At 50.3% G+C, this 20,520-nt stretch carries 16 protein-coding genes and 2 pseudogenes; 10 read left to right on the forward strand and 8 right to left on the reverse strand.

The features are described 5' to 3' along the window. The first annotated feature begins 76 nt into the window (after positions 1-76). From DESTI_RS02720 to DESTI_RS02765, 7 genes and pseudogenes are all read left to right on the forward strand, one after another. Complete coding sequence (locus DESTI_RS02720; protein ID WP_014808439.1) at positions 77-535, forward strand: hypothetical protein; 459 nt, start codon at positions 77-79, stop codon at positions 533-535. 284 nt (positions 536-819) lie between these two features. Beyond that, positions 820-2,364 carry a glutamine-hydrolyzing GMP synthase gene (gene guaA, locus DESTI_RS02725; protein ID WP_014808440.1) on the forward strand — a complete coding sequence of 515 codons (1,545 nt, stop codon included), beginning with the start codon at positions 820-822 and terminating at the stop codon, positions 2,362-2,364. A gap of 182 nt (positions 2,365-2,546) precedes the next feature. Continuing rightward, complete coding sequence (locus DESTI_RS02730) at positions 2,547-3,380, forward strand: class I SAM-dependent methyltransferase (RefSeq protein ID WP_014808441.1); 834 nt, start codon at positions 2,547-2,549, stop codon at positions 3,378-3,380. Positions 3,381-3,928: 548 nt separating this feature from the next. Continuing rightward, complete coding sequence (locus DESTI_RS02745) at positions 3,929-5,146, forward strand: IS4 family transposase (RefSeq protein ID WP_237671475.1); 1,218 nt, start codon at positions 3,929-3,931, stop codon at positions 5,144-5,146. Between the two features lie 263 nt (positions 5,147-5,409). After that, positions 5,410-6,342, forward strand: a pseudogene (locus tag DESTI_RS02750) (IS701 family transposase); the annotation flags it as partial. A 284-nt stretch (positions 6,343-6,626) separates the two neighbouring features. Continuing rightward, entirely contained in the window at positions 6,627-7,844 is a 1,218-nt protein-coding gene (locus DESTI_RS02760; protein ID WP_237671475.1) for an IS4 family transposase, read from the forward strand. Positions 7,845-7,858: 14 nt separating this feature from the next. Next, a pseudogene (locus DESTI_RS02765) lies at positions 7,859-8,296 on the forward strand (IS701 family transposase); the annotation flags it as partial. Positions 8,297-8,510: 214 nt separating this feature from the next. Here the strand turns inward: DESTI_RS02765 and DESTI_RS28335 are convergent. The 6 genes from DESTI_RS28335 to DESTI_RS02800 form a co-directional block, all read right to left on the reverse strand. Then, a complete protein-coding gene (locus tag DESTI_RS28335) occupies positions 8,511-10,340 on the reverse strand; it encodes a PA14 domain-containing protein (protein ID WP_014808442.1) in 1,830 nt (609 codons plus the stop codon). A 304-nt stretch (positions 10,341-10,644) separates the two neighbouring features. Continuing rightward, positions 10,645-11,289 (reverse strand): lytic transglycosylase domain-containing protein, encoded by a 645-nt coding sequence (locus DESTI_RS28340; protein WP_014808443.1) that lies wholly within the window; start codon positions 11,287-11,289, stop codon positions 10,645-10,647. Further along, the gene (locus tag DESTI_RS02780; RefSeq protein ID WP_014808444.1) at positions 11,286-12,797 is read right to left on the reverse strand and encodes a hypothetical protein; all 1,512 of its coding nucleotides are present in this window, start codon (positions 12,795-12,797) and stop codon (positions 11,286-11,288) included. Before DESTI_RS02780 ends, DESTI_RS28340 begins: the two co-directional genes overlap by 4 nt. 570 nt (positions 12,798-13,367) lie before the next feature. Beyond that, a complete protein-coding gene (locus tag DESTI_RS02790) occupies positions 13,368-14,435 on the reverse strand; it encodes a branched-chain amino acid aminotransferase (protein WP_014808446.1) in 1,068 nt (355 codons plus the stop codon). 116 nt (positions 14,436-14,551) lie between these two features. After that, entirely contained in the window at positions 14,552-15,226 is a 675-nt protein-coding gene (locus tag DESTI_RS02795; protein ID WP_014808447.1) for a hypothetical protein, read from the reverse strand. A gap of 24 nt (positions 15,227-15,250) precedes the next feature. Next, a complete protein-coding gene (locus DESTI_RS02800; RefSeq protein ID WP_014808448.1) occupies positions 15,251-15,448 on the reverse strand; it encodes a hypothetical protein in 198 nt (65 codons plus the stop codon). Between the two features lie 560 nt (positions 15,449-16,008). Between DESTI_RS02800 and DESTI_RS02805 the strand changes: the two genes are divergently transcribed. Then, a complete protein-coding gene (locus DESTI_RS02805) occupies positions 16,009-16,353 on the forward strand; it encodes a hypothetical protein (protein ID WP_014808449.1) in 345 nt (114 codons plus the stop codon). 281 nt (positions 16,354-16,634) lie between these two features. On the opposite strand, the gene DESTI_RS02810 is transcribed toward DESTI_RS02805, so the two are convergent. Both DESTI_RS02810 and DESTI_RS02815 read right to left on the reverse strand, forming a co-directional pair. After that, complete coding sequence (locus tag DESTI_RS02810) at positions 16,635-18,083, reverse strand: DegQ family serine endoprotease (RefSeq protein ID WP_014808450.1); 1,449 nt, start codon at positions 18,081-18,083, stop codon at positions 16,635-16,637. A gap of 285 nt (positions 18,084-18,368) precedes the next feature. Further along, positions 18,369-18,764 (reverse strand): hypothetical protein, encoded by a 396-nt coding sequence (locus DESTI_RS02815; RefSeq protein WP_014808451.1) that lies wholly within the window; start codon positions 18,762-18,764, stop codon positions 18,369-18,371. 341 nt (positions 18,765-19,105) lie between these two features. On the opposite strand from DESTI_RS02815, the gene DESTI_RS02820 reads away from it, so the two are divergent. Then, complete coding sequence (locus tag DESTI_RS02820) at positions 19,106-20,014, forward strand: DUF308 domain-containing protein (protein WP_014808452.1); 909 nt, start codon at positions 19,106-19,108, stop codon at positions 20,012-20,014. A 70-nt stretch (positions 20,015-20,084) separates the two neighbouring features. Next, complete coding sequence (locus tag DESTI_RS02825) at positions 20,085-20,276, forward strand: hypothetical protein (protein ID WP_014808453.1); 192 nt, start codon at positions 20,085-20,087, stop codon at positions 20,274-20,276. The last annotated feature ends 244 nt before the right edge of the window (positions 20,277-20,520 follow it).

Raw genomic sequence — 20,520 nt, forward strand, 5'->3', positions numbered from 1 at the left:
AACGTTAATATATGTCTATAATTCCAAATGCGGTTCCCCGGTTGTCGGTGGGGCCTAATAAAAGGAGGATTTGGGTATGGTTAAAAAAATGATAGTTGTGCTCAGCGCTATGGCTCTGATCATGACCGCGGGTATCGCCTGCGCTTTTGTGTCGGGAATGCCGGCCGTGGCTGCATCCGGCGATATGATTATGGTCCCCATGAAGGTGAAGACCTCTTTCACCAAAGCCACAAAGGGAACACCCGGTGGCGACAGCACCCTTATGCTGGATGGTTGTGAGCAGTACACCGGTGGTTTTCGTCCCTGGGGCGTTTGGAAGGGCACAACCTGCGCTATGAAAGTGCAGATCATTCCGCCGAAGTGCGTGGCCCCTGCGTATGGTGGCCCCGTTGCTTGGGGCGCTCCTCCTGCTCTTACCCCTGGCGGCAAGCTGGTAAGCAATGTTGAAAAATACAGCGTGAAGTCCCCCGGTTGCAATCCTTGCGTAACCCCCGGCCTGTCCTATGAAATGATCAAGAAACAGGCTGTGAAGTAAGACTTCGCTTCTGAAAGCAAACATACGAAAGGGACTGAGGTCACGAACCTCGGTCCCTTTCTTTATTGGAACTTCGTTCCGCCACCGGTCTTGACCGGAGCTGCGAAAACAACGATAATTCATCAGAAAAAGCGCTTCATCGTAGCCACTCGATTGTCTTCGGGTGGTTTTTATATTACTCATGTACAAGGTGATTCTTCTTACTACCCGACAAGTGGTAACCCTATCGCCTTTACCGAACATCAAACTCACGGAATTTCCGTTGCGACTCGGAGGTTCAGTCCTTGTCAGCTACAGCTTACGTGCTGATTCTCGATTTTGGTTCTCAGTACACGCAATTGATTGCGCGCCGCGTGCGAGAAGCCGGCGTGTACTCTGAAATACATCCCTATAACAAAGGAATGGAGGCTATTTCCCGGAATGCACCGGCCGCAATCGTGCTCTCGGGGGGACCGGCAAGCATATACGGTCAGGCCTCACCCCAATTGGAAAAAGAAATCCTGAGTGCCGGCGTACCGATTCTCGGTATCTGCTACGGATTGCAGGCGATAGCTCATACTCTGGGTGGCCGTGTCGAACCTGCGGACGACCGGGAATATGGAAGAGCCAATCTATCGTACATTAATCCGAATTCCTGGTTGCTGGAGGGGATCCGCCCAGGCGCACAAGTCTGGATGAGTCATGGCGACAAGGTTATGATGCTGCCGGAGGGTTTTGAAGTCACCTCAAGCACCGAAGATACCGCTTTCGCTTCGTTCGAAAGCCCGGATCACAGGATTTGCGGGGTTCAGTTTCACCCTGAGGTGGTCCACACTCCGGATGGCGCAACAATACTGCAGAATTTCCTACGAAAAATAGCAGGGCTCAAACCCGATTGGAGCATGGCGTCTTTTATCGAAACAACGTGCGAGCATATTCGAGATCGCGTCGGGGATGCTCACGTGGTCGCGGCTCTGTCCGGCGGAGTTGATTCTTCGGTCATGGTTGTTCTTCTGCACAAAGCCATAGGGGACAAACTGCATCCCATCTTCGTCAACAATGGCTTATTGCGAAAGAATGAAGCGCAAGAAGTACTATCCACTTTTGAGGATCTCGGAGTACAACTGGACTATGTGGACGCAGCCGACCGTTTTCTCGGCCAACTTCGGGGTGTCATCGATCCTGAAAAAAAGCGCAAAATTATCGGCCAGGAGTTCATCCGTATTTTTGAAGAAGAATCCGCACGATTTCCGGACGTCAAATTCCTGGCTCAGGGAACTCTCTATCCGGACGTGATTGAAAGCGTGTCCTTCAAAGGTGGACCTTCGGCTACCATCAAGACCCACCACAACGTGGGCGGTCTTCCGGAACGCATGAACCTTGAGCTGATAGAACCTCTCAGAGAGCTGTTCAAGGACGAAGTCCGATCGTTGGGCGCTGAATTGGGGATTCCGGATTCAATTCTCTGGAGACATCCTTTTCCCGGGCCTGGACTGGCTGTCCGTATTCTTGGTGAAATAACCCCGGAACGTGTGGCAGTGCTTCAGGAAGCGGATGCAATTGCCATCGAGGAGATCCGAAAAGCAGGATTATATCGGAACATCTGGCAGGCTTTTGTCGTCCTGCTGCCCGTTCGTTCCGTGGGCGTCATGGGAGACGAGCGCACGTACGAACATGTTGCAGCTCTCCGAGCTGTTGAAGCAACCGATGGAATGACCGCGGACTGGTATCCCATTCCCCATGAAACGCTGGGAGTGATTTCCAACAGGATCATAAATGAGGTGAGAGGCATCAATCGCGTGGTGTACGACATCTCTTCAAAACCGCCCAGTACTATTGAATGGGAATAAGTTCCAGATTGATAATTCGGCACCTTATACCCATTTGCATTCAAAGTTGGACGAAAATCCGCTCTAACCCTCTTTATAAAGGGGGAATGGGGGATTTTGAATGCAAATTCATATTAAATAATCGTTTTCTGCCCGCTTCATTCCAATGAGTATACGGCATGTGTGAAGATCGGATTCCATGAATGCACGACACAGCGACTACACCGACATTTTCCTTTGGACGGAACTGGCAGGAATTTCTCAAGAGCCTCAGCGAAGAGCGGGTGAGGATTGCCGAAGAGTCCCTCGTTGAATTTTTGAATGTCTCGGATCTGCGCGGTAAAAGCTTCCTGGACATCGGCTGCGGAAGTGGACTGTTCTCCCTTGCTGCACACCGTCTTGGCGCCGAAAACATTGTGAGCTTCGATGTAGACCCCTTCAGCGTCGAATGCTGCAGGTACCTGCGTGCAAATGCGAACCGTCCCGAGAACTGGCACGTCTTGAACGGATCGGTACTGGATGAAAAGTTTTTGGCGGGGTTGGGAGAATTCGATATTGTATACTCCTGGGGCGTGCTCCATCACACCGGTCACATGTGGGATGCAATCCAAAATGCCGCGGGGCTCGTCAAGCCGGGCGGTTCCTATTACATTGCCATATACAACCGAATCCTCAATAGAAGTGGTTCCACGTCCTGGATACATCCTTTTTGGCTCAGAATTAAAACCATCTACAACAGAAATCCTGCAGTAGGAAAATACGTATTCCAGCCTCTCGCAATGGCAGCATACATCGCGATAGTGCTCGCCCGGCTGGAAAATCCTGTCACTCATATCAGGAACTACAAATCTCACAGAGGAATGAGCTGGAAGACGGACGCTACGGATTGGCTTGGCGGTTATCCTTATGAGTTCGCTACTGTAGAAGAGGTCTTCACCTTTGTGAGAAAGCGTTTCCCGCAATTCAACCTGATAAACCTGAAAGTCACGAGCGGCAGGGGTTTGAACTGGTATCTTTTTGAGAGGAGAGAGAGGTAAGAAAAGAAATTTCGGAATCCCTCTTCTGTAACAATTGCCACAATTAATGTCCGATTGAGGATAAGAATATTGGTGGGTGCCGGCCTCCGTGCCGGCACATCTTCAATATGTTCAATGATATCGATAGAATGGACCGGCAGAGAGACTGTCTCAAAAGTCGAAATTCATCCCAGATCGTGGCACGATTTTGTTGTCTTATACCGATTCTCGAAAGTAATCACGGATTGTGAAGAGCAGTTCCCAGCAATTGGTAGCGCCGGCCTCCCAATGCTGTTGAATTAAGGAAAGGGTTCTTGATTTTTCACGTTTAACCTCCGAGAATTCAGAAGGAATTGTGTTGACATGCGGGTAGTTACGCGCGATAAATTCTTTCAAAACAAGCTGCTGAAAGGATTTTATTATGGCACGCATTATGCTTTGAAGAACCATGCCAACTTAGCGCGTACGCTGAAAAATTTCTTCACATTATTCCCGGACAAATCGACCCTTCCAAGAAACGCTCGCCTCAGGACTTTACTCGAAACAGAAAACTCGCCTTTGGAAAGCTTATCACCTTCATCTTGTCCATTGCCGCCAGTGGAAAGGGTAAAGGAGTGGACATGAAATCCGGTGAATTCTTTCGACATGCCAGAATTCTTGGCCTTTGGCCTGACGCCGAGGCGATCCATCGAAGCGCGCTCACCAAGGCGCGCAAAAAGGTGGATTGGAGGATCTTTCGGCAAATACTCGATGATGCGGTTGGTCTGGCTTATGAGTGTTGGCCTAAGAGCCCGAAGGACGAGTGGCATGGTATGTCCACTCATGCGATAGATGGCTCCGACTATACGCTTCCAGCCGCCGATGAGCTCAGGGCCGAGTTTGATCCTGAGAGCGGACTTGGGCAAGCGGGCAAAGGACATTATCCTCAGTGTCTTGTATGCACGCTCTATGACGTCTTCAGACGTCTGCCCATCGCAAGAACTGTGGTCCCGGTGAATTCTTCGGAGCGGGACCAAGCCAAACATCTCCTGCCCCTCGTGCCTGAGGGAAGTGTCTTGCTCCTGGATCGAGGTTACCCAGGATATGAATTTCTCAGCTACCTTTTGGACAAGTTCAAAGGCTATTTCGTGATACGTTGCCCCGCAACGTCCACCTTCGCCACAGTAAAGGAATTCATTCGGAGCGGGAAGAGCGAAGCCGAAATCGTGATTCCTCCGACATCGAACTATCTCAGCCAGGTGACGGCTGAACAACGAAAGGCCGCCAAGCCCATCAGAGTGAGAGTCATCAGACTGTCCAATCCTGACGGAACCCTCTCGGTTCTCCTGACGAATCTTTACGACAAGGTGGAGTTTCCGAGACAGGAGATCACTGACCTCTATTTCAGGCGATGGGAAATCGAGAGCTATTTCCGGGATGAAAAGATTGGGCTCGAAATCGAAAAATTTCATGGCAAAACCTGCAACAGCGTCCTGCAAGAACTCTTTGCAGCTGCGATCATGGCTGTGATCTCAAGAACTCTCATGGCCATTTCCACCCAGTTACTCGGTGGAGAGCTCGGAGAACCTCAGTTCAAGAATGCGGTCATGACGCTCGCGTCTGAAGCCGCCGTGCTCGCCGCAGACGATCCTGAAAGAGCCATCGAAATCTTTCAGGATATTCTCAAAGAAATCTATCGTGTCAAATACTATCGACCAAACAGTCAGCGACCACCCCAACCAAGGGTGAACAAGCAAAGCAAAAACAAATGGCTTTACCGCAGGTACAAAAATGTCCCCGCAGCTTAAGTCAACAGCATTGCGCCGGCCTCCGTGCCGGCGAACAATTCACCAAACAAAGCAATAAGTTATCGCCGGCAGGGACGCCGGCGCTACTGATTCTTCCCATTGCAGGCATTGGATTCCGTCAAGACTTTCGATAACAGCTATACAGCCTATAGTTTCGCCCTTTTTGTATTCTGGACGGTTAGATGGTGAGATAATCCTTGAAAAAATAAGGCGTTCCGCACATACCCGGTTTTGTGAAAGATTCTGGGAAGGAGGAACGCCAGTTGAAGAGATCTATACCAGATCCGTTCGGGATTGACGAGATTCATTTCAGAGCGTGTTTCAGCGCACCGAGTTTCCGTATCTTCGTTGCGCTGGTGGTCGGTTGGGTGCTCACTATGGGCAAGCACACTATCAGCCAGGTGATTCTGACCATGAGACTCCATGAATCCAAGCACTTCGCCAGCATCTACCGATTCCTCGGCAAGGGACGATGGGAGACTGACTTTGTCTCCTATTTCGTCTTCAGAATGTTGGTAGAAACGCTGATTGCAGAAGGGATCGAGATCCTTGTGGTGATTGACGACACCTTGAACAAGCACACTGGCAAGAAGATCTGTGGCGCGGGCTGGCAGCATGATGGTTCACTCCCAAAGCATACTAAGCAAAAGGGGTATGGAGTGTGCTTTGTCATCATAGGACTGGCGATTCGCCTTCCCGGCATCAGCGATCGCATGTTTTGTCTGCCATACGCTGCCCGCCTTTGGTGGCCGCCAAAGGCCAAGTTTAATCCCAAGAGCCTGCCCTACAAGACAAAACCCGAACTTGGATTGGATCTTATAAATCTGACTCATTCATGGCTCCAAGAGGGAGAAAGACTGAGAATTGTGTTCGACCTGGGATACTGCTGCGATACCATCCTCAAAGCACGACCCAAGAATGTGCACATTACAGGGAGGCTGAGAAAGGATGCAGCTTTGTTCGCTGTGCTGGAACCTGCTCCATTTACAGTGATGGGCAGACCTCGCAAGAGAGGCGCTCGACTGCCCTCCCTGGAAACGATGTTCCAGGACCCCAATCTGGGGTGGAATGAGATTAGGGTCTTCTGCTATGGAAAACAAACTAAGCTCCTGATACATCAGTTCACGGCGCTATGGTATCATAGCGCAGGGCAACAGCCTCTTTCGATCGTGTTGTGCCATGACCCGGCCGGCCACCCAATGCTGTTGAATTAAGGAAAGGGTTCTTGATTTTTCACGTTTAACCTCCGAGAATTCAGAAGGAATTGTGTTGACATGCGGGTAGTTACGCGCGATAAATTCTTTCAAAACAAGCTGCTGAAAGGATTTTATTATGGCACGCATTATGCTTTGAAGAACCATGCCAACTTAGCGCGTACGCTGAAAAATTTCTTCACATTATTCCCGGACAAATCGACCCTTCCAAGAAACGCTCGCCTCAGGACTTTACTCGAAACAGAAAACTCGCCTTTGGAAAGCTTATCACCTTCATCTTGTCCATTGCCGCCAGTGGAAAGGGTAAAGGAGTGGACATGAAATCCGGTGAATTCTTTCGACATGCCAGAATTCTTGGCCTTTGGCCTGACGCCGAGGCGATCCATCGAAGCGCGCTCACCAAGGCGCGCAAAAAGGTGGATTGGAGGATCTTTCGGCAAATACTCGATGATGCGGTTGGTCTGGCTTATGAGTGTTGGCCTAAGAGCCCGAAGGACGAGTGGCATGGTATGTCCACTCATGCGATAGATGGCTCCGACTATACGCTTCCAGCCGCCGATGAGCTCAGGGCCGAGTTTGATCCTGAGAGCGGACTTGGGCAAGCGGGCAAAGGACATTATCCTCAGTGTCTTGTATGCACGCTCTATGACGTCTTCAGACGTCTGCCCATCGCAAGAACTGTGGTCCCGGTGAATTCTTCGGAGCGGGACCAAGCCAAACATCTCCTGCCCCTCGTGCCTGAGGGAAGTGTCTTGCTCCTGGATCGAGGTTACCCAGGATATGAATTTCTCAGCTACCTTTTGGACAAGTTCAAAGGCTATTTCGTGATACGTTGCCCCGCAACGTCCACCTTCGCCACAGTAAAGGAATTCATTCGGAGCGGGAAGAGCGAAGCCGAAATCGTGATTCCTCCGACATCGAACTATCTCAGCCAGGTGACGGCTGAACAACGAAAGGCCGCCAAGCCCATCAGAGTGAGAGTCATCAGACTGTCCAATCCTGACGGAACCCTCTCGGTTCTCCTGACGAATCTTTACGACAAGGTGGAGTTTCCGAGACAGGAGATCACTGACCTCTATTTCAGGCGATGGGAAATCGAGAGCTATTTCCGGGATGAAAAGATTGGGCTCGAAATCGAAAAATTTCATGGCAAAACCTGCAACAGCGTCCTGCAAGAACTCTTTGCAGCTGCGATCATGGCTGTGATCTCAAGAACTCTCATGGCCATTTCCACCCAGTTACTCGGTGGAGAGCTCGGAGAACCTCAGTTCAAGAATGCGGTCATGACGCTCGCGTCTGAAGCCGCCGTGCTCGCCGCAGACGATCCTGAAAGAGCCATCGAAATCTTTCAGGATATTCTCAAAGAAATCTATCGTGTCAAATACTATCGACCAAACAGTCAGCGACCACCCCAACCAAGGGTGAACAAGCAAAGCAAAAACAAATGGCTTTACCGCAGGTACAAAAATGTCCCCGCAGCTTAAGTCAACAGCATTGGGCCGGCCACCATGCCAATATGGTGTTTTTCGATACGGACCCTCAGGCTGCACCACAGCAGATTATCGAGCGCTACGCTGCACGCTTTAGCATTGAGATGACCAATCGAGAGACCAAGAACCTCCTGGGTGCGGCTGAACCTCAGTGTCGGAAAGAGACCTCGGTAACCCGTGCCCCTATGTTTGCTTACTGGGCCTACTGCTTTGTAGTGCTTTGGTTCGTTGGGCAATTCGTCACTGCAAAGAACCTCGTTGCCGACCCGGCTCCCTGGTACTGCCGGAAAAAGTCGTTCACCTTTTCAGACATGCTGGCAGCAGCTCGAAGGAGTCATTTCTCGCTGAGAATTTATTCGAAAGCCAGCCGAATCAATAAGTTCGAAAAACTCAACGGCCCGCGCTCCACGCGCGGACTCGACCATGCAAGAATCGCGAAACTATAGATAAATAGTTTTGCGACAATCTCGAGACGCCGATCCCCACTAGTATCTTGTATTCGAGAGCGGAATAAGCGTCAGAATTCTTGGCAATCGCTCTAACGGTCGCGGACAACAAAAAATCGGGGAACCCTATTTCGTGTAAGGTTCCCCGATTTTACTATCATCAATCTCTGAGCGCCGTGCAGATTGCACGAATATTCGCTCTACACTCTATCGTCTACTGAAAAGCAAAGACTTTCTCTTCGCCTCCGGGAGAAGTGATGTAGAGCTGCAATGCGCTGGGCCCGGTTCCTTGCATGTAATCCAGGAACATTTCATGACTCCCCGCAGGCAATGCAACGGACCCCGATACATCCTGAAGTTTGCCCAACTGATCCGCGTTAAGCACCATTTTCTTACCGACAATCAAGCGAGCAACGTCATCGCATACCAGACGAAATTTGTAGTTACCTGCTTCCTGGTCAGAGAGCGTAAACTTCACGTAAAACCGGAGGCCGAGCCAGTCTTCTCGTTTTGGTACCCCCGAAAATTCTCGTGTCCCTCTGTTGATTGGATAATCGATCGCTTTGGTGAAGAACATCCCTGCAGGGGTCATCTTATTGTAATTCGGTAATGTTTTTGTGTTTGGCTTGATGAAATATACGAATGCCGGGATAAGGCTAAGCTCGCTGGATTCCGCGGAAAATCCTTCCAACACCTCGGCCGGAGCGAACAACTCTTCTTTGTTGGTAGGTGCAGTCACATAGAGCTGTAGTTTGGGATCTCCTTGAGGGTTAAAATAATCGACAGTAATAGGATAGCTTCCTTGCTGGAGAAAAGCCCAGCCGAGCCTGCTCTGATCCGATTTACTCGAGGACGCAGTCTCTACAATCGACTGCTTGCCGATAGTCAAGCGTGCAAAGCTGTCGGCAACGAGCCTGAACGCGAAGATTCCGGCTCCTTGAACGTTGAAAAAGCCCTGGTACCTGACCCCCACCATCTCTTTCTTTCCCGGTAAACCAACAAATCCAGTCGTGCCGGTGAGATCAAGGGACGGAGTAATGAGACGTCCTATGGGACTCAATTGACTGAAATCAGGTCCTTCCGGGTAATTGCCTTTGGGAACGAAATATACCTGTCCCCACAAGACGTCGTATGGCTTGTCGGGTTCTTTCCAACCAACTGCGCCGGCAGTGGAACTAAATACCTGTTCAGGTCCCATTGGAGGCTGGAGGAACAGTTTCAGGAGAGGTGCCCCCTGAGAATTGAAGCTATCGATAATCACCGTGTGGATGCCTTCAGCAAGATGGACATATGCTGTTTTCGATGCGGATTCGTGAACTCCGTCGTTCTCAATCACGGTCTTGTCGTCGATATGCATGCGGGCTCCGTCCTTGGATTGGAGGCGCCACTTAAAAATGCCTTCCCCGCTCACCATGAACATCCCCATGAATCTCAGCCCGAGACCGTTGGTATTCTCCGGTAGGCCACCTGGATCGTTCTCGCCTTTGGACGGCTCCAAGTTGATCCGATCGCAGGTGGTTGTGCCCACAGGCGGAAACGCGCTGTAATCGGGAAGAGCTTTGATATTGTCCGGCAGCTTGTAGATGTTCACACTGAAGCCTTTGCCTGGAGCCGGTATGGCTGCCTGTTCCACCTTCTTGGGTCCGGCGGCCGGCGCTTCGCTCCGTTGTCTCTCCTGGGCCGGAGGTTGGGTTGTTCTGGCCCCTTGATCTCGAGCGGATTCCTGTTCCTGTGACTGCTGGGGCAATCCTCTGACTGGAGCCTGTCCTCCCTGTCTGAGAATCATTGGAGCAGTGGGAGCGCCCTCGGGTTCCTCCGGCCGCGCCGCTTCCGGTGGCTCTTCATCCTTGGCCGCAGGTACGCCGGGCTGACCGGGTTCGACGTGAAGTGACTCGATCTGGTCAGGATTGAATTTCAGAGGGACTCTCTGTGAAGCACCGTCTTTTTTCTTGATCACGAGGTAATCGTCCGCAAAACCGGTGACTACCAGCAGAAGGATCAACCCTGCCACCACGGCCGCAAAACGCACTCGAGAATGTCTCATCTGCTCACCTCTTCCCGGATAGAAACAGGAAGGTAAACCCCTTGTCTTCCGGCGTGAGACTACTCTGTTTATCTTTCGAGCCGGAACGGGACTGCGGCTCGCCAATTCCTACAATCTCATGGGAGCACCCGCAGATACTGCGGATTCGGCCATGATAGCAGCTATTTTTGTCCCGTCAAGGTACGAAGATTACTAATCGTCTATAGAGTAGACTAGTTAATGCAAAACATTGATCTGTCTTGGAGAATGTTAACCCAGTTTCCTGAAACTCACAATCTTTAGTGTTGACAGCCGTGTCTCCTATCTATGAATTTCTTGCAGATGCAGACGTTAAACGGGGCGGCCGAGGCATCACCAGAATCGGTTTATCCGCATGCCTGTTGTATATCTGCAACACCTTGCCCACAAAACGCCGCGCAGGTTCGGACTCCAGGAGCTTCTCCTGTGGTGCGGGCCCGACATTGTACGCTGCCAATGCAAGATAGGTCGAATGCTTGTACTTTCCGTACCGTTCAAAGCAGTGACGAAGATATGCCGCTCCTGCCATGATGTTCTCGTGAGGGTCCCAGGGGTCCGTTACGCCCAACACCTCCAGGACTATGGGACGAAGTTGCATCATCCCTTTTGCTCCTCTACCCGATGCGGCATTGGGACGAAAACTGGATTCCACGAACGTCAGTGAAGTCAGGAGAACCGGATCGATCTGGAATTCACGCCCAGCCTCCAAGAGGCTTTTTGCGTAGTGCGGTTTGCCGCCGAGAGAAGCGACGATAGCTTCGAGTTTTTCTAATTCCCTCAGCCGCAAATGGTCTTCCACGGATCGTCGTACTTCGAGGGATACGAAAGATGCCCGAGGCCTGCTCAATTCGGGTCTCGACAGCGCGGTTTCATTCCAGGACGTCATGATGACACTGCTGAGAGAAAAGCAGATCAGTCCATGCCATATCATCTGCAATTTTCCTGAGAAACGATGGGTTCAGGAGACATCTCGTCCGCCAGAGACAGAGGATCTCCTGTGACCTGAACTATTTCTTCGTCTTTGTCCGAATCTTCAGAGATCCAGGAAGAAGGATAGCGTTCTACAAAATTCACCTGGAAGGGCATAAATTTGAGCCGTGCCACATCTTTGGCCAGCCTCCCGGACATTTCGAGGCCTACCAGCTCCCGCACGCCTTCAGGGGTGATGGCTTCCGAAACAGCTTCCGCGGAAAAATATCGCACGTTGAAAGCGCATTGTGTCAGCGGATTGAACAGCCGTTCTGCGGATACGATGCCCTTGAGATCGGGAAGCACTTTGCGATCGAATTCTCCCTTAGCTTCCGCATAAACAAGACTGGACCTGAACCTGTACACTGCCATGAGCGCGCGCGCCTGATCCAGGAAACTCTTCCCGAGAAGAATCATTGCCACGTACAGGAAGATATCGCTGACCATGCTCAGGGCGTGGAGTCGGAAGAATTCTTCGTACGTCACGGAAAAAGCGGGATACTGCATGAGGATTATCTGCAGAAAGCCTACCAGGACCATGACGGATCCTATGAGAAGACTTAGCAGGGCGGCAGTTTTGGAGGATGTTTTGATGTACTCGGGAAAACTTTCCACCAGAGTGCCGATCATGGTTTCGCCGTCCTCACAGACCACCGGTCTCGAGCGGGAAATACGATTCGAAAATCCCTTATGCGCAAAAATCTTGGAGCCTTCCTCGAGAATGGCGAAAAAGACCGATGGATGGCCGCGTCCCTCAACGATCATGGAATCCATTTCTCGCGTTGCGCCAGGCTTTTTCAGGGGTATAAGCGAAAAGGCTATGACCAGTTTGAGAATGCAGACGATTGCCAGCAGATTGTAAAAAGGCATGGGGCTTGGAAGCACATAACCTGTTCCCAATCCCAATTCCGAAAGATACTTCGGTAAGAATACCAATGACTTGAAAAGAAAATGTAGGATAATGGCAAAAGCGAGGGCAGTCCAGATGAATCGGATGTTCCAGCGCACTATTTGGCCGGATATCTCAGATATATACTTCGCATTGGACCAGATCTTCCCCAATATGAAAAACAGCAGCGTAGGGGATTTTTCATACGAGCGCAGCTTGCCTTCTTTTAACCCCAGAGAGACGGTTTCAGGTCTGTAAAACTCTCCGGGCCAACGAAGTTGCACCCGCAGTCTGCACATTTGCTTGAAACCTGAGAAGAACCAGTTCAATCCTACAATCACACCCGCGAGGGCGGCTATCGTGGTCACGAATGTCCCGAGAATGAAGGGGACGTAATTGAGAATGAACTCGTTTACCTGTTCCGGTACCCTCAGCGGAAAAAATTCCCTCAGTTCGTAAATCCGCGTCACGGACCCCAAAGTGACAAAACCCCCGAGCGCCGTGAGTATGACACCGTACAGGAGAGTGTGATTTGGAAGCCTCACAATGTCACTGAATTTCCCCTTGGCAATGGAAAACATATACAACTCCGCATCTCGTTCTGTGGGATGCATATCAGATATAATATCTATCGTCAAATGAAAACGTTAGGCAGATTTGTGAAACTGTTGGTTTATTTTTAGCATATCTCGCGACGCATGAGCCCGATTCCAAGCCGCTCATGGATCGACGACTCCCGTGAAGAGCTTTTAGAAGCAGTTTTGCGGGCGCTCTTTTCCGTTGACATCTCGATCCGCCTGGACTATGAAGCGGACCATAAATGCTTCAACGGATGGCCAGAGGAGTGGTAGAGATGCGCGACATGAATTCGTCCCAGGGAAAGACTCTTCCAAAATCTCATCGATTCCGTGACGACCCGAACTATCTGGAAATAAAGAAAATGATAGAGAATTTTCCAGCAGACAGAATGAAGCAGCTAAAAATGTACATCGAACGTTGGTTGAGGAACTCCTGAGAAAAACTCAGGAGCCGAATTACGGGTTCCGAGTGGCAAGCACTGCATCTTAGCGTTTTCAAAAACACACAAACAATTCGGGGAGTCGAACATTTGTTCAGGCTCCCCGAATTCGTTCTTGGACAGAATCCCAAGATTATTTTCCGATATTGACCACCCACCCGAAGGGATCGGATCTACGTCCGGTCTGCATCGCTGTCAACTCATCGAAAAGCTGTCTCGCTACAGGACCGGTTTTCCCGTCCGCCACCATGTGATCGTGATCTTTGTACCTGAAATGACTCACAGGAGAGATCACTGCTGCTGTTCCAGAGCCGAATATCTCCTGGAGTGCTCCGTTTTCCGCTGCCTTGACGATCTCCTCTATGGAAACCTGACGCTCTACGACAGGATGCCCAAGCTCCCGAGCAAAATGGATCACCGAATCACGAGTAACACCCGGCAGGATGGTTCCTTCCAGTGCAGGGGTAACGATCTCGTTGTTCATCTTGAAGAAGATGTTCATGGTTCCGACTTCTTCGATGGAAAGCTTGTCCACGGCATTCAGCCAGAGAACCTGAGTGAACCCAGCACAATGGGCTTCTTCTGCGGCAAGCAAAGACGCTGCGTAATTTGCCATTGTCTTGGCTTCACCGAGTCCGCCCCGGCAAGCACGAATATACTTGTCCGTAACCATGATTCTCACCGGCTCGAAACCCTCAGGATAGTAGGCTCCAACCGGAGAAAGTATGATGTAGAAAAGATACTTCCTCGAAGGTCTGACCCCCAGGTGTGTATCTGTGGCGATGATGGTAGGTCTCACATAAAGAGAGGTGCCATGCTGTTTGGGAATCCAATCCCGTTCCAGACGAATGAGCTTGCTCATCTGTTCCATGAACAGACCTTGATCCGGAGCCGGTATGCATAGCCGGTCGCAGGATTTTGTGAATCGGGCTATATTCATATCCGGCCTGAAGAGAAGAATGTCATCCTCATCCGGTCCGGCAAAAGCCTTCAAGCCTTCGAACACCTGCTGACCATAGTGCAAAACCATTGTAGCGGGATGCAGGACAAGATTCTGCAGGGGAGTAATCTCAGGAGTCTGCCAACCCCCGTCCTCTTCCGAATATACCATTTGCAGCATGTGTTCCGTGAAAATATCCCCGAAACCAAGCTGGTCCTCATCATATTGAGATCCCGGCCTATTGCGTGGTACTTTGCCCATGAAGCCTCCTCTGTATCGATCCAGACTGAAATGCGGTTTGCCCGGGACCTTTAGGTAAGGCTCGGTAAGCCGAATCGAAGCTAAAAAGAAATAATTACCAGAGCAGACAGGCAGAGTCAAGATAGAGCGCGCACATGGCGCACGACCGACCACAAAAAGGATGCGAGAGCGGTTGCCAAACCTGCCCCGAATAAAGGCCAGTTAAATGGATTGGGATATCCTCCCGTCGTGATGGTATGGAAGTCGAGGCAAAAGGAAACGATCACCACCAGGCCGCCGAGAACGATAAGAGCCCAGGCGCTCCAAGACACTTCCAACGGACGACCGATCCACTCGAACGCGAGGACCGTGAGGCCGGCCGCAATCATCGTCACGGAAATAAGTACAGGCGCCAACACGGGAGCAACCCAAGGAACAGGAACAAGGAATAAAAGATCCCACGTCATGATTCCCTGAGGCCATCCGAGAAACAATTTTAGCCAAAGATAATAGAAAATATCCCAGGTTCCGAAGGCGATCAGAAAATAGGCCCACGCCTCACGACGATTGCCGGCAGCAGAAAGACTGATGGCGACGAGCATGACAAGAGTGGAGATTTCACGACCAAGCTCTATTATCAATCGTCGGACATGTTCCGGACCCATAGCTTCCAATTGCTCCAGACTGAGCACCGGAAACTGGAATCCTCCCCGTTCCAACGGATAGTAGATGCATCTCAAGTATTCAACTACAGCCGACTCCACATAGGCAAAAGCGATTGCCCACAATACAATGGCGGGTACGCGGAACACCCTCGAATCCAAAAAGCAAACAGCCTACCAGTAATCGTCAGATCCGGTGGCTTGCTCTATAAATCGTGTTCTCGTGTAAGCACGGCATTCGGAACAAGAAAAATCAGACCACCGGCTTCTAAGCGCCGTGTCCAGACAATCACCGTAATGATCGCAGTCCACTTTCCTGTAAGGCCTGTCCGTTTCTCTGTTACCTTTCACCAGTACAGGACACGGTTCCATTCAAGCATAACCTCCCATCCGATTCTGGATGTTTTCAACAGAGTTGCAATAAGGTAGTACAGAACACGCCAATCAAAACGGCACATTCAGTCATTACATTAAAAAATAATTGCAATCAAGGAAAATAATTTGCGAAAACTGTTGCTTAACGCAAAAATCACAATTCCCGCCCCCTCGAAATAGGAATGTTTAAACTACTCGCTATAGCTTGTCAAGTCAAAAGCTGTTCGTTCAGCGGGCTGAAAAGACCCTCACCAGCCTCCTCGCCCGCTGTATTCCTGAATACGAACGGCACGTGGAGTCGTTGCTAGTGAGTCACTCTTCTAATACCGATTCGCTTTTCTTTTCATAATCTGGGAGGCTGAAGTATCCTTCGCTCCGGACGACGCAGAACCTCCAATCACTCCGCTCAGGACACCTCAGCCTTCGCCATTTTAGGTGCACAACTGCGAAATGGTATAACTCGGTCGGATGAAGCATACCCTGCCGGCTAGACAGCATGCGTAGAAATTGCTACGATACTAACTTCCGACGATTACCACTGATAGCGGGAGACGCTTATGATCATCGTCGCTCACATTTCTCATGAAGGGACACCAGTCGCTGACGCGACCTACAGAGCCGGTCTTCACGTAGAAGTCAGAGTGGCACTGGATTTTCAGCGACAGCAGATCTGTTTCGAACTATGCCATTCCGCGAATTGCGAGCTGAAAGGTTCCTGGGAAGAAGCGCTCGATAATTATTTCAACGAGGGCACGTTCGATTCGAAGGAAAGCATGTTTCCAGGAGAAATGAGGCGGATAGGGAGTGCCCGGGAACATAAAGCCCTGTTCCGGCAAGCTGCCCATGCTTTGTTGAAAGACCTTCAGCCACATGGCTACTTTGTAGAGGTAAAATATATGTAGTCCGGGGAGAAGTCTTGTAGAGAAAGTCGGATCTGCTTCGTCATTCACGGAGGGTTGCCAGCCGTGCTGTTATGGCGGAGGAGATTATCCGGGCGAATTTGTGTTCAGTCGTCCCTCCGGAACTTGAAATTATTTATGTTTTTTCTCAACTGGCGATGAGCCGCCAGGGTGTTTCCAGTTCTTCCTCGGAAACAACCAGGCCAAAACACTCGAAGATAACACTAAGGATTGTGGGAGCGGCTCTCCGGCCATAAGGGGCGGAGAGCCTGAGATAATGGAAGTTAACCGATAGGAGAGGCTACGAAGATCTTCGCTGTCCCTCGTTGAATCTTCAAACGAATGACCTTGTGTTCTCGGGCTTTCTTCACTCCATCACTGAAGTCGGACGGACTCGAAATATTCTTACCGTCGACTTCCAGGATCACATCTCCCGAGCGGAGACCCATCCGTGAGCCGAGACCGTCGCCTTTTACATCCTTCACCAGCACTCCCTGACCTTCTTTCAATCCCATCTTTTCGGCTGCGGCTGCAGGAACACGTTCAATTTCGAGTCCCAGTTCTTCGAATGTTTCGCCTGCGGCTGGAGGAACTGGCGTGCCGAGCGCTTTTGCAGTGCGTTCCCCGATTTCAATGCTGAAATCCACGGTTTTGCCATTGCGCCACACGGTCAACTTCGAAGTAGCTCCAGGTTTTTGGCGACCTACGAGATTCTTCAGTTCGGCTGCACCACTGACATCCTGACCGTTAAACTTGAGGATAATGTCTTCGGGCTTGATTCCGGCTTTTTCCGCAGGGCTTCCCTCCACCACCTGGGCTACCAACGCGCCCTTCGTATCGGTACGACCGAACGATTTGGCGAGAGATTCATTCATATCTTGGATATTGACTCCAAGTAGTCCTCTGCGGACTTTTCCGTCCTTCAGCAGATCTTCCATAATGAGATTTGCCGAATTTGACGGAATGGCAAACCCGATGCCCTGATAACCGCCGCTGCGAGTTGCAATGGCTGTGTTGATCCCGATAACCTCACCACTGATATTTACGAGCGGCCCGCCGGAATTGCCCGGATTGATCGCTGCATCAGTCTGGATGAAGTCTTCATAATCGATGATGCCCACGTTTGTCCGACCCGTTGCACTGACAATACCCGATGTCACGGTACGATTCAGACCGAAAGGATTTCCGATTGCCATCACCAATTCTCCAACGCGCAGTTTGGATGAATCGCCGAGCTTGGCAATCGGCAGATCTTTAGCATCGATTTTGATCACCGCTATATCGCTTTCCGAGTCAGTACCAATAACTTTCGCTGTGAAGGACCTTCTGTCGGAGAGATTTACCTGAATTTCATCAGCATCTTTCACTACGTGGGAATTTGTAAGGATGTGGCCGTCCGAGCTGATGATCACGCCCGAACCTAATCCTTCTTGCTTGAAACCTTCAGGTTTGGGCCCTTTCTTAAAACGTTTGAACAAATCGTCAAAATCCCGGAATGGGTGCTTGAAAAAAGGATCGAGTTCGCCTGGGACGCCCGATGCTGCTTCTTTCTTGGAAGATCTGATGTTCACTACGGCGGGAGTTACCTTTTCGGCGACCTGCACGAAAGCCTCATCCAACTGCTTCAGCACAGATGGGGCCTGAGCTTCAGCGGAATGAGATACCAAAGGCAATCCGGCAAAAATAGCCATGGACAGCACCAAAAAGATCGCCCGAATTCGAACATTCAACATGTACATTTCTCCTTCTGCAGGGGGGACTTGATTTAGACCTATTCGTTTGACTCACTTGGAAGCATTTAGTTCTGTACCTTGCTGGAAAAATTTTCAGTTCGATTACAGAGGGTGGCCTATAGCACACGAATGGACTCATGTGAAGCTGAACTTAAAATATGTTTGTCAATTGGTCAAATTTTAACCAAAAGATGAAATCAGGACAGTTAAAGAAGATATGAGGTTTCGGCCGGAACAATCACGGATCTTACGCAGCCATTGAGTATTCAACAATCCGCAACGTTGCTAGTGAATCGATTCTTCGGGGGGAGTCACCTGAAAATATCCCGGGTCGGATTCCACATCCGGCTGACCGCGATCCGGGTCGGTATTTATTACTATCCACCGCCAGTTCCCGGGCATATCCGGAGCAAATTCAAACGCGGTCCGTCGTTCCGGTACCTTCAGTAACACATAAGTACCTACCGGCCTTATAAAAACGATGAAATAACCGTCTCCCTGCCTGCCGGGTTCCGGACATTCCCAACTGAATTGGCCGGCGCTGCCAAGAGCGATAGTGGAGAGTTGTTGGAGCTTCGGTTTACAGATGGCCTTTTTCAGCTCCTCGGCACCGCACACCTCGCATGCCATGACTCCAAGAACAAAAGCTGCGGCAAATAACGATCGGACTGTTAATCCCATGGTCATTTTTTCCTAGAGTTGGAAAGTGTGCGAGTTTCCAGAAAAAACTAACCGAATCCGGGAGCTTTTGCAAGAAAGACGAATAAGGCGCGCTGTACCGCAATTTAGGAAAAGAGACCGGCAATTCTTCATCCTTTAGGAACGCTAATAGGGCGCGTAACAGACAAGCTCCACGAAAAGGACTCGCGACACCAATCTACGGGCAACAGGAGCGAGAATCGGGGGTGGCTAATTTATTAAACTAAATTCTAGATAATCTCAATAACAGTGCGATTTAATGTTGTCTTATTGGTGATATTCTGCTATAACATGAACGCACTGTACACTTGAGGTGAAACACTATGAGCAGTATCCAGGCCAATCAAGAGAGAAGAAGCATTAGAGTCAAGGATTTTTTGGACGATTTTCGCGCGGGAATGACCGACGCGGACATGCTGAAGAAATATCATTTGACCCCCGTGGGACTGGAAAAATTCTACAACATGCTCGTGGAACGAGAGATCGTCTCGAGTTCAGAATTAGAGGAACATTACCGTCTGGAGAGCCTGCGAGAAAGGCAAGAGACTGAAACATCCAGTTTCATCTGCCCGTGCTGCCTCGCTTCCCATGAAGTGATGTTCGATATTTGTCCAAGCTGTGGGGTTTCTTTCCAGGAACTGATCAGTCGCGAAAACGTGAACCCTTCGGAGGTCTCGGAAGACTCGGAACCTGTCGCGGAACAAGCGTGCAAGGAAGACCCTACAAAACAGGAATCCTTGGCCGATGCTCCTGTGAAACACACGGAAATCCCACCGGCAATTGTCGAGCCGGATGAATTCATGGCTCCGCAGACCGCGCGAGAGGAGAATGATTTTCTGAAATCCATGGAAACGAAGCCTGAATTCGAGAATTCGCTTGATGATATCCTTCCTGCTCTGGATCAAATGGAACAGGATCATGTAGAAGAGTCGGGACCGCGGTGCGATGGCTGCGAGACAGTTATGCATTTTGGAGTCCGAGACATATACGATCGATCCAGAAGCAAGCAAGCGCTCATTCTGGCAGGTATTCTTCTTTTTCTCGGATTTTGTGGATCTGCGGTGATCGGCTTTTTCGACGGGTTCTCATTACTTCGATTGGTAACCGTATATATCACCGGCATACTGTTTCTTCTGGGGGCGGTCTTCACGGGCGTTGCAGCTTTCATGTTCATGGCCCGGGAAAAGGTTTTCTACTGTCCGTCTTGTACCCGGATTTTTCCCCGCGCTTAAGGAACAGAGCCGTTTTCTGTTTTTGATTTGGTCTTTTTTTATTTGGTTTTAGTATCGGAAGGAATCGAGCATGGAAACGCACGTACAGCATACGCTGGCCGGAAGGCTTAGAAATATCGACGGCGGCCTTGAGGAGTCCATTCAATTTTCAGACGACGCGGGTTTGCTCTTGAAGCTCTTCCCCGAGCCTCACATGCGAGACCTGGTAACCAATCTGACACACGCCCTGAGCGAGGTGGAACGTTTCTTATCCGCGTTGTAGAGAACAACAGGTTCGATACTGCAGACCTCAATCCCGTTCGACCCCTAAAGCAGGGCCCCGGAATCCACTGTTTCGCCTTCAAAGAAACGGGGAGCACACAGGAAGGTTGTCCTCGTTTCTTCTTCGCGCTCGAGCACACATCTTCTTCTTGACCGACCACAAGCAAATCCTGGAGTCATCTCGAACGTTTCTCCGCATCGAATAATACAATAGCAATTTGCATTCAAAATCCCCCGTTCCCCTC

This window comes from Desulfomonile tiedjei DSM 6799 (assembly GCF_000266945.1).
In the GTDB taxonomy this organism is placed as follows: domain Bacteria; phylum Desulfobacterota; class Desulfomonilia; order Desulfomonilales; family Desulfomonilaceae; genus Desulfomonile; species Desulfomonile tiedjei.

Bases quoted from the DNA above. Each gene is read 5' to 3' on its own strand.
- DESTI_RS02720 (WP_014808439.1), top strand. From the start codon at position 77: ATGGTTAAAAAAATGATAGTTGTGCTCAGCGCTATGGCTCTGATCATG.
- DESTI_RS02730 (WP_014808441.1), top strand. From the start codon at position 2,547: ATGCACGACACAGCGACTACACCGACATTTTCCTTTGGACGGAACTGG.
- DESTI_RS28335 (WP_014808442.1), bottom strand. From the start codon at position 10,340: ATGAGACATTCTCGAGTGCGTTTTGCGGCCGTGGTGGCAGGGTTGATC.
- DESTI_RS28340 (WP_014808443.1), bottom strand. From the start codon at position 11,289: ATGATATGGCATGGACTGATCTGCTTTTCTCTCAGCAGTGTCATCATG.
- DESTI_RS02780 (WP_014808444.1), bottom strand. From the start codon at position 12,797: ATGTTTTCCATTGCCAAGGGGAAATTCAGTGACATTGTGAGGCTTCCA.
- DESTI_RS02790 (WP_014808446.1), bottom strand. From the start codon at position 14,435: ATGGGCAAAGTACCACGCAATAGGCCGGGATCTCAATATGATGAGGAC.
- DESTI_RS02800 (WP_014808448.1), bottom strand. From the start codon at position 15,448: ATGGAACCGTGTCCTGTACTGGTGAAAGGTAACAGAGAAACGGACAGG.
- DESTI_RS02805 (WP_014808449.1), top strand. From the start codon at position 16,009: ATGATCATCGTCGCTCACATTTCTCATGAAGGGACACCAGTCGCTGAC.
- DESTI_RS02810 (WP_014808450.1), bottom strand. From the start codon at position 18,083: ATGTTGAATGTTCGAATTCGGGCGATCTTTTTGGTGCTGTCCATGGCT.
- DESTI_RS02815 (WP_014808451.1), bottom strand. From the start codon at position 18,764: ATGGGATTAACAGTCCGATCGTTATTTGCCGCAGCTTTTGTTCTTGGA.
- DESTI_RS02820 (WP_014808452.1), top strand. From the start codon at position 19,106: ATGAGCAGTATCCAGGCCAATCAAGAGAGAAGAAGCATTAGAGTCAAG.
- DESTI_RS02825 (WP_014808453.1), top strand. From the start codon at position 20,085: ATGGAAACGCACGTACAGCATACGCTGGCCGGAAGGCTTAGAAATATC.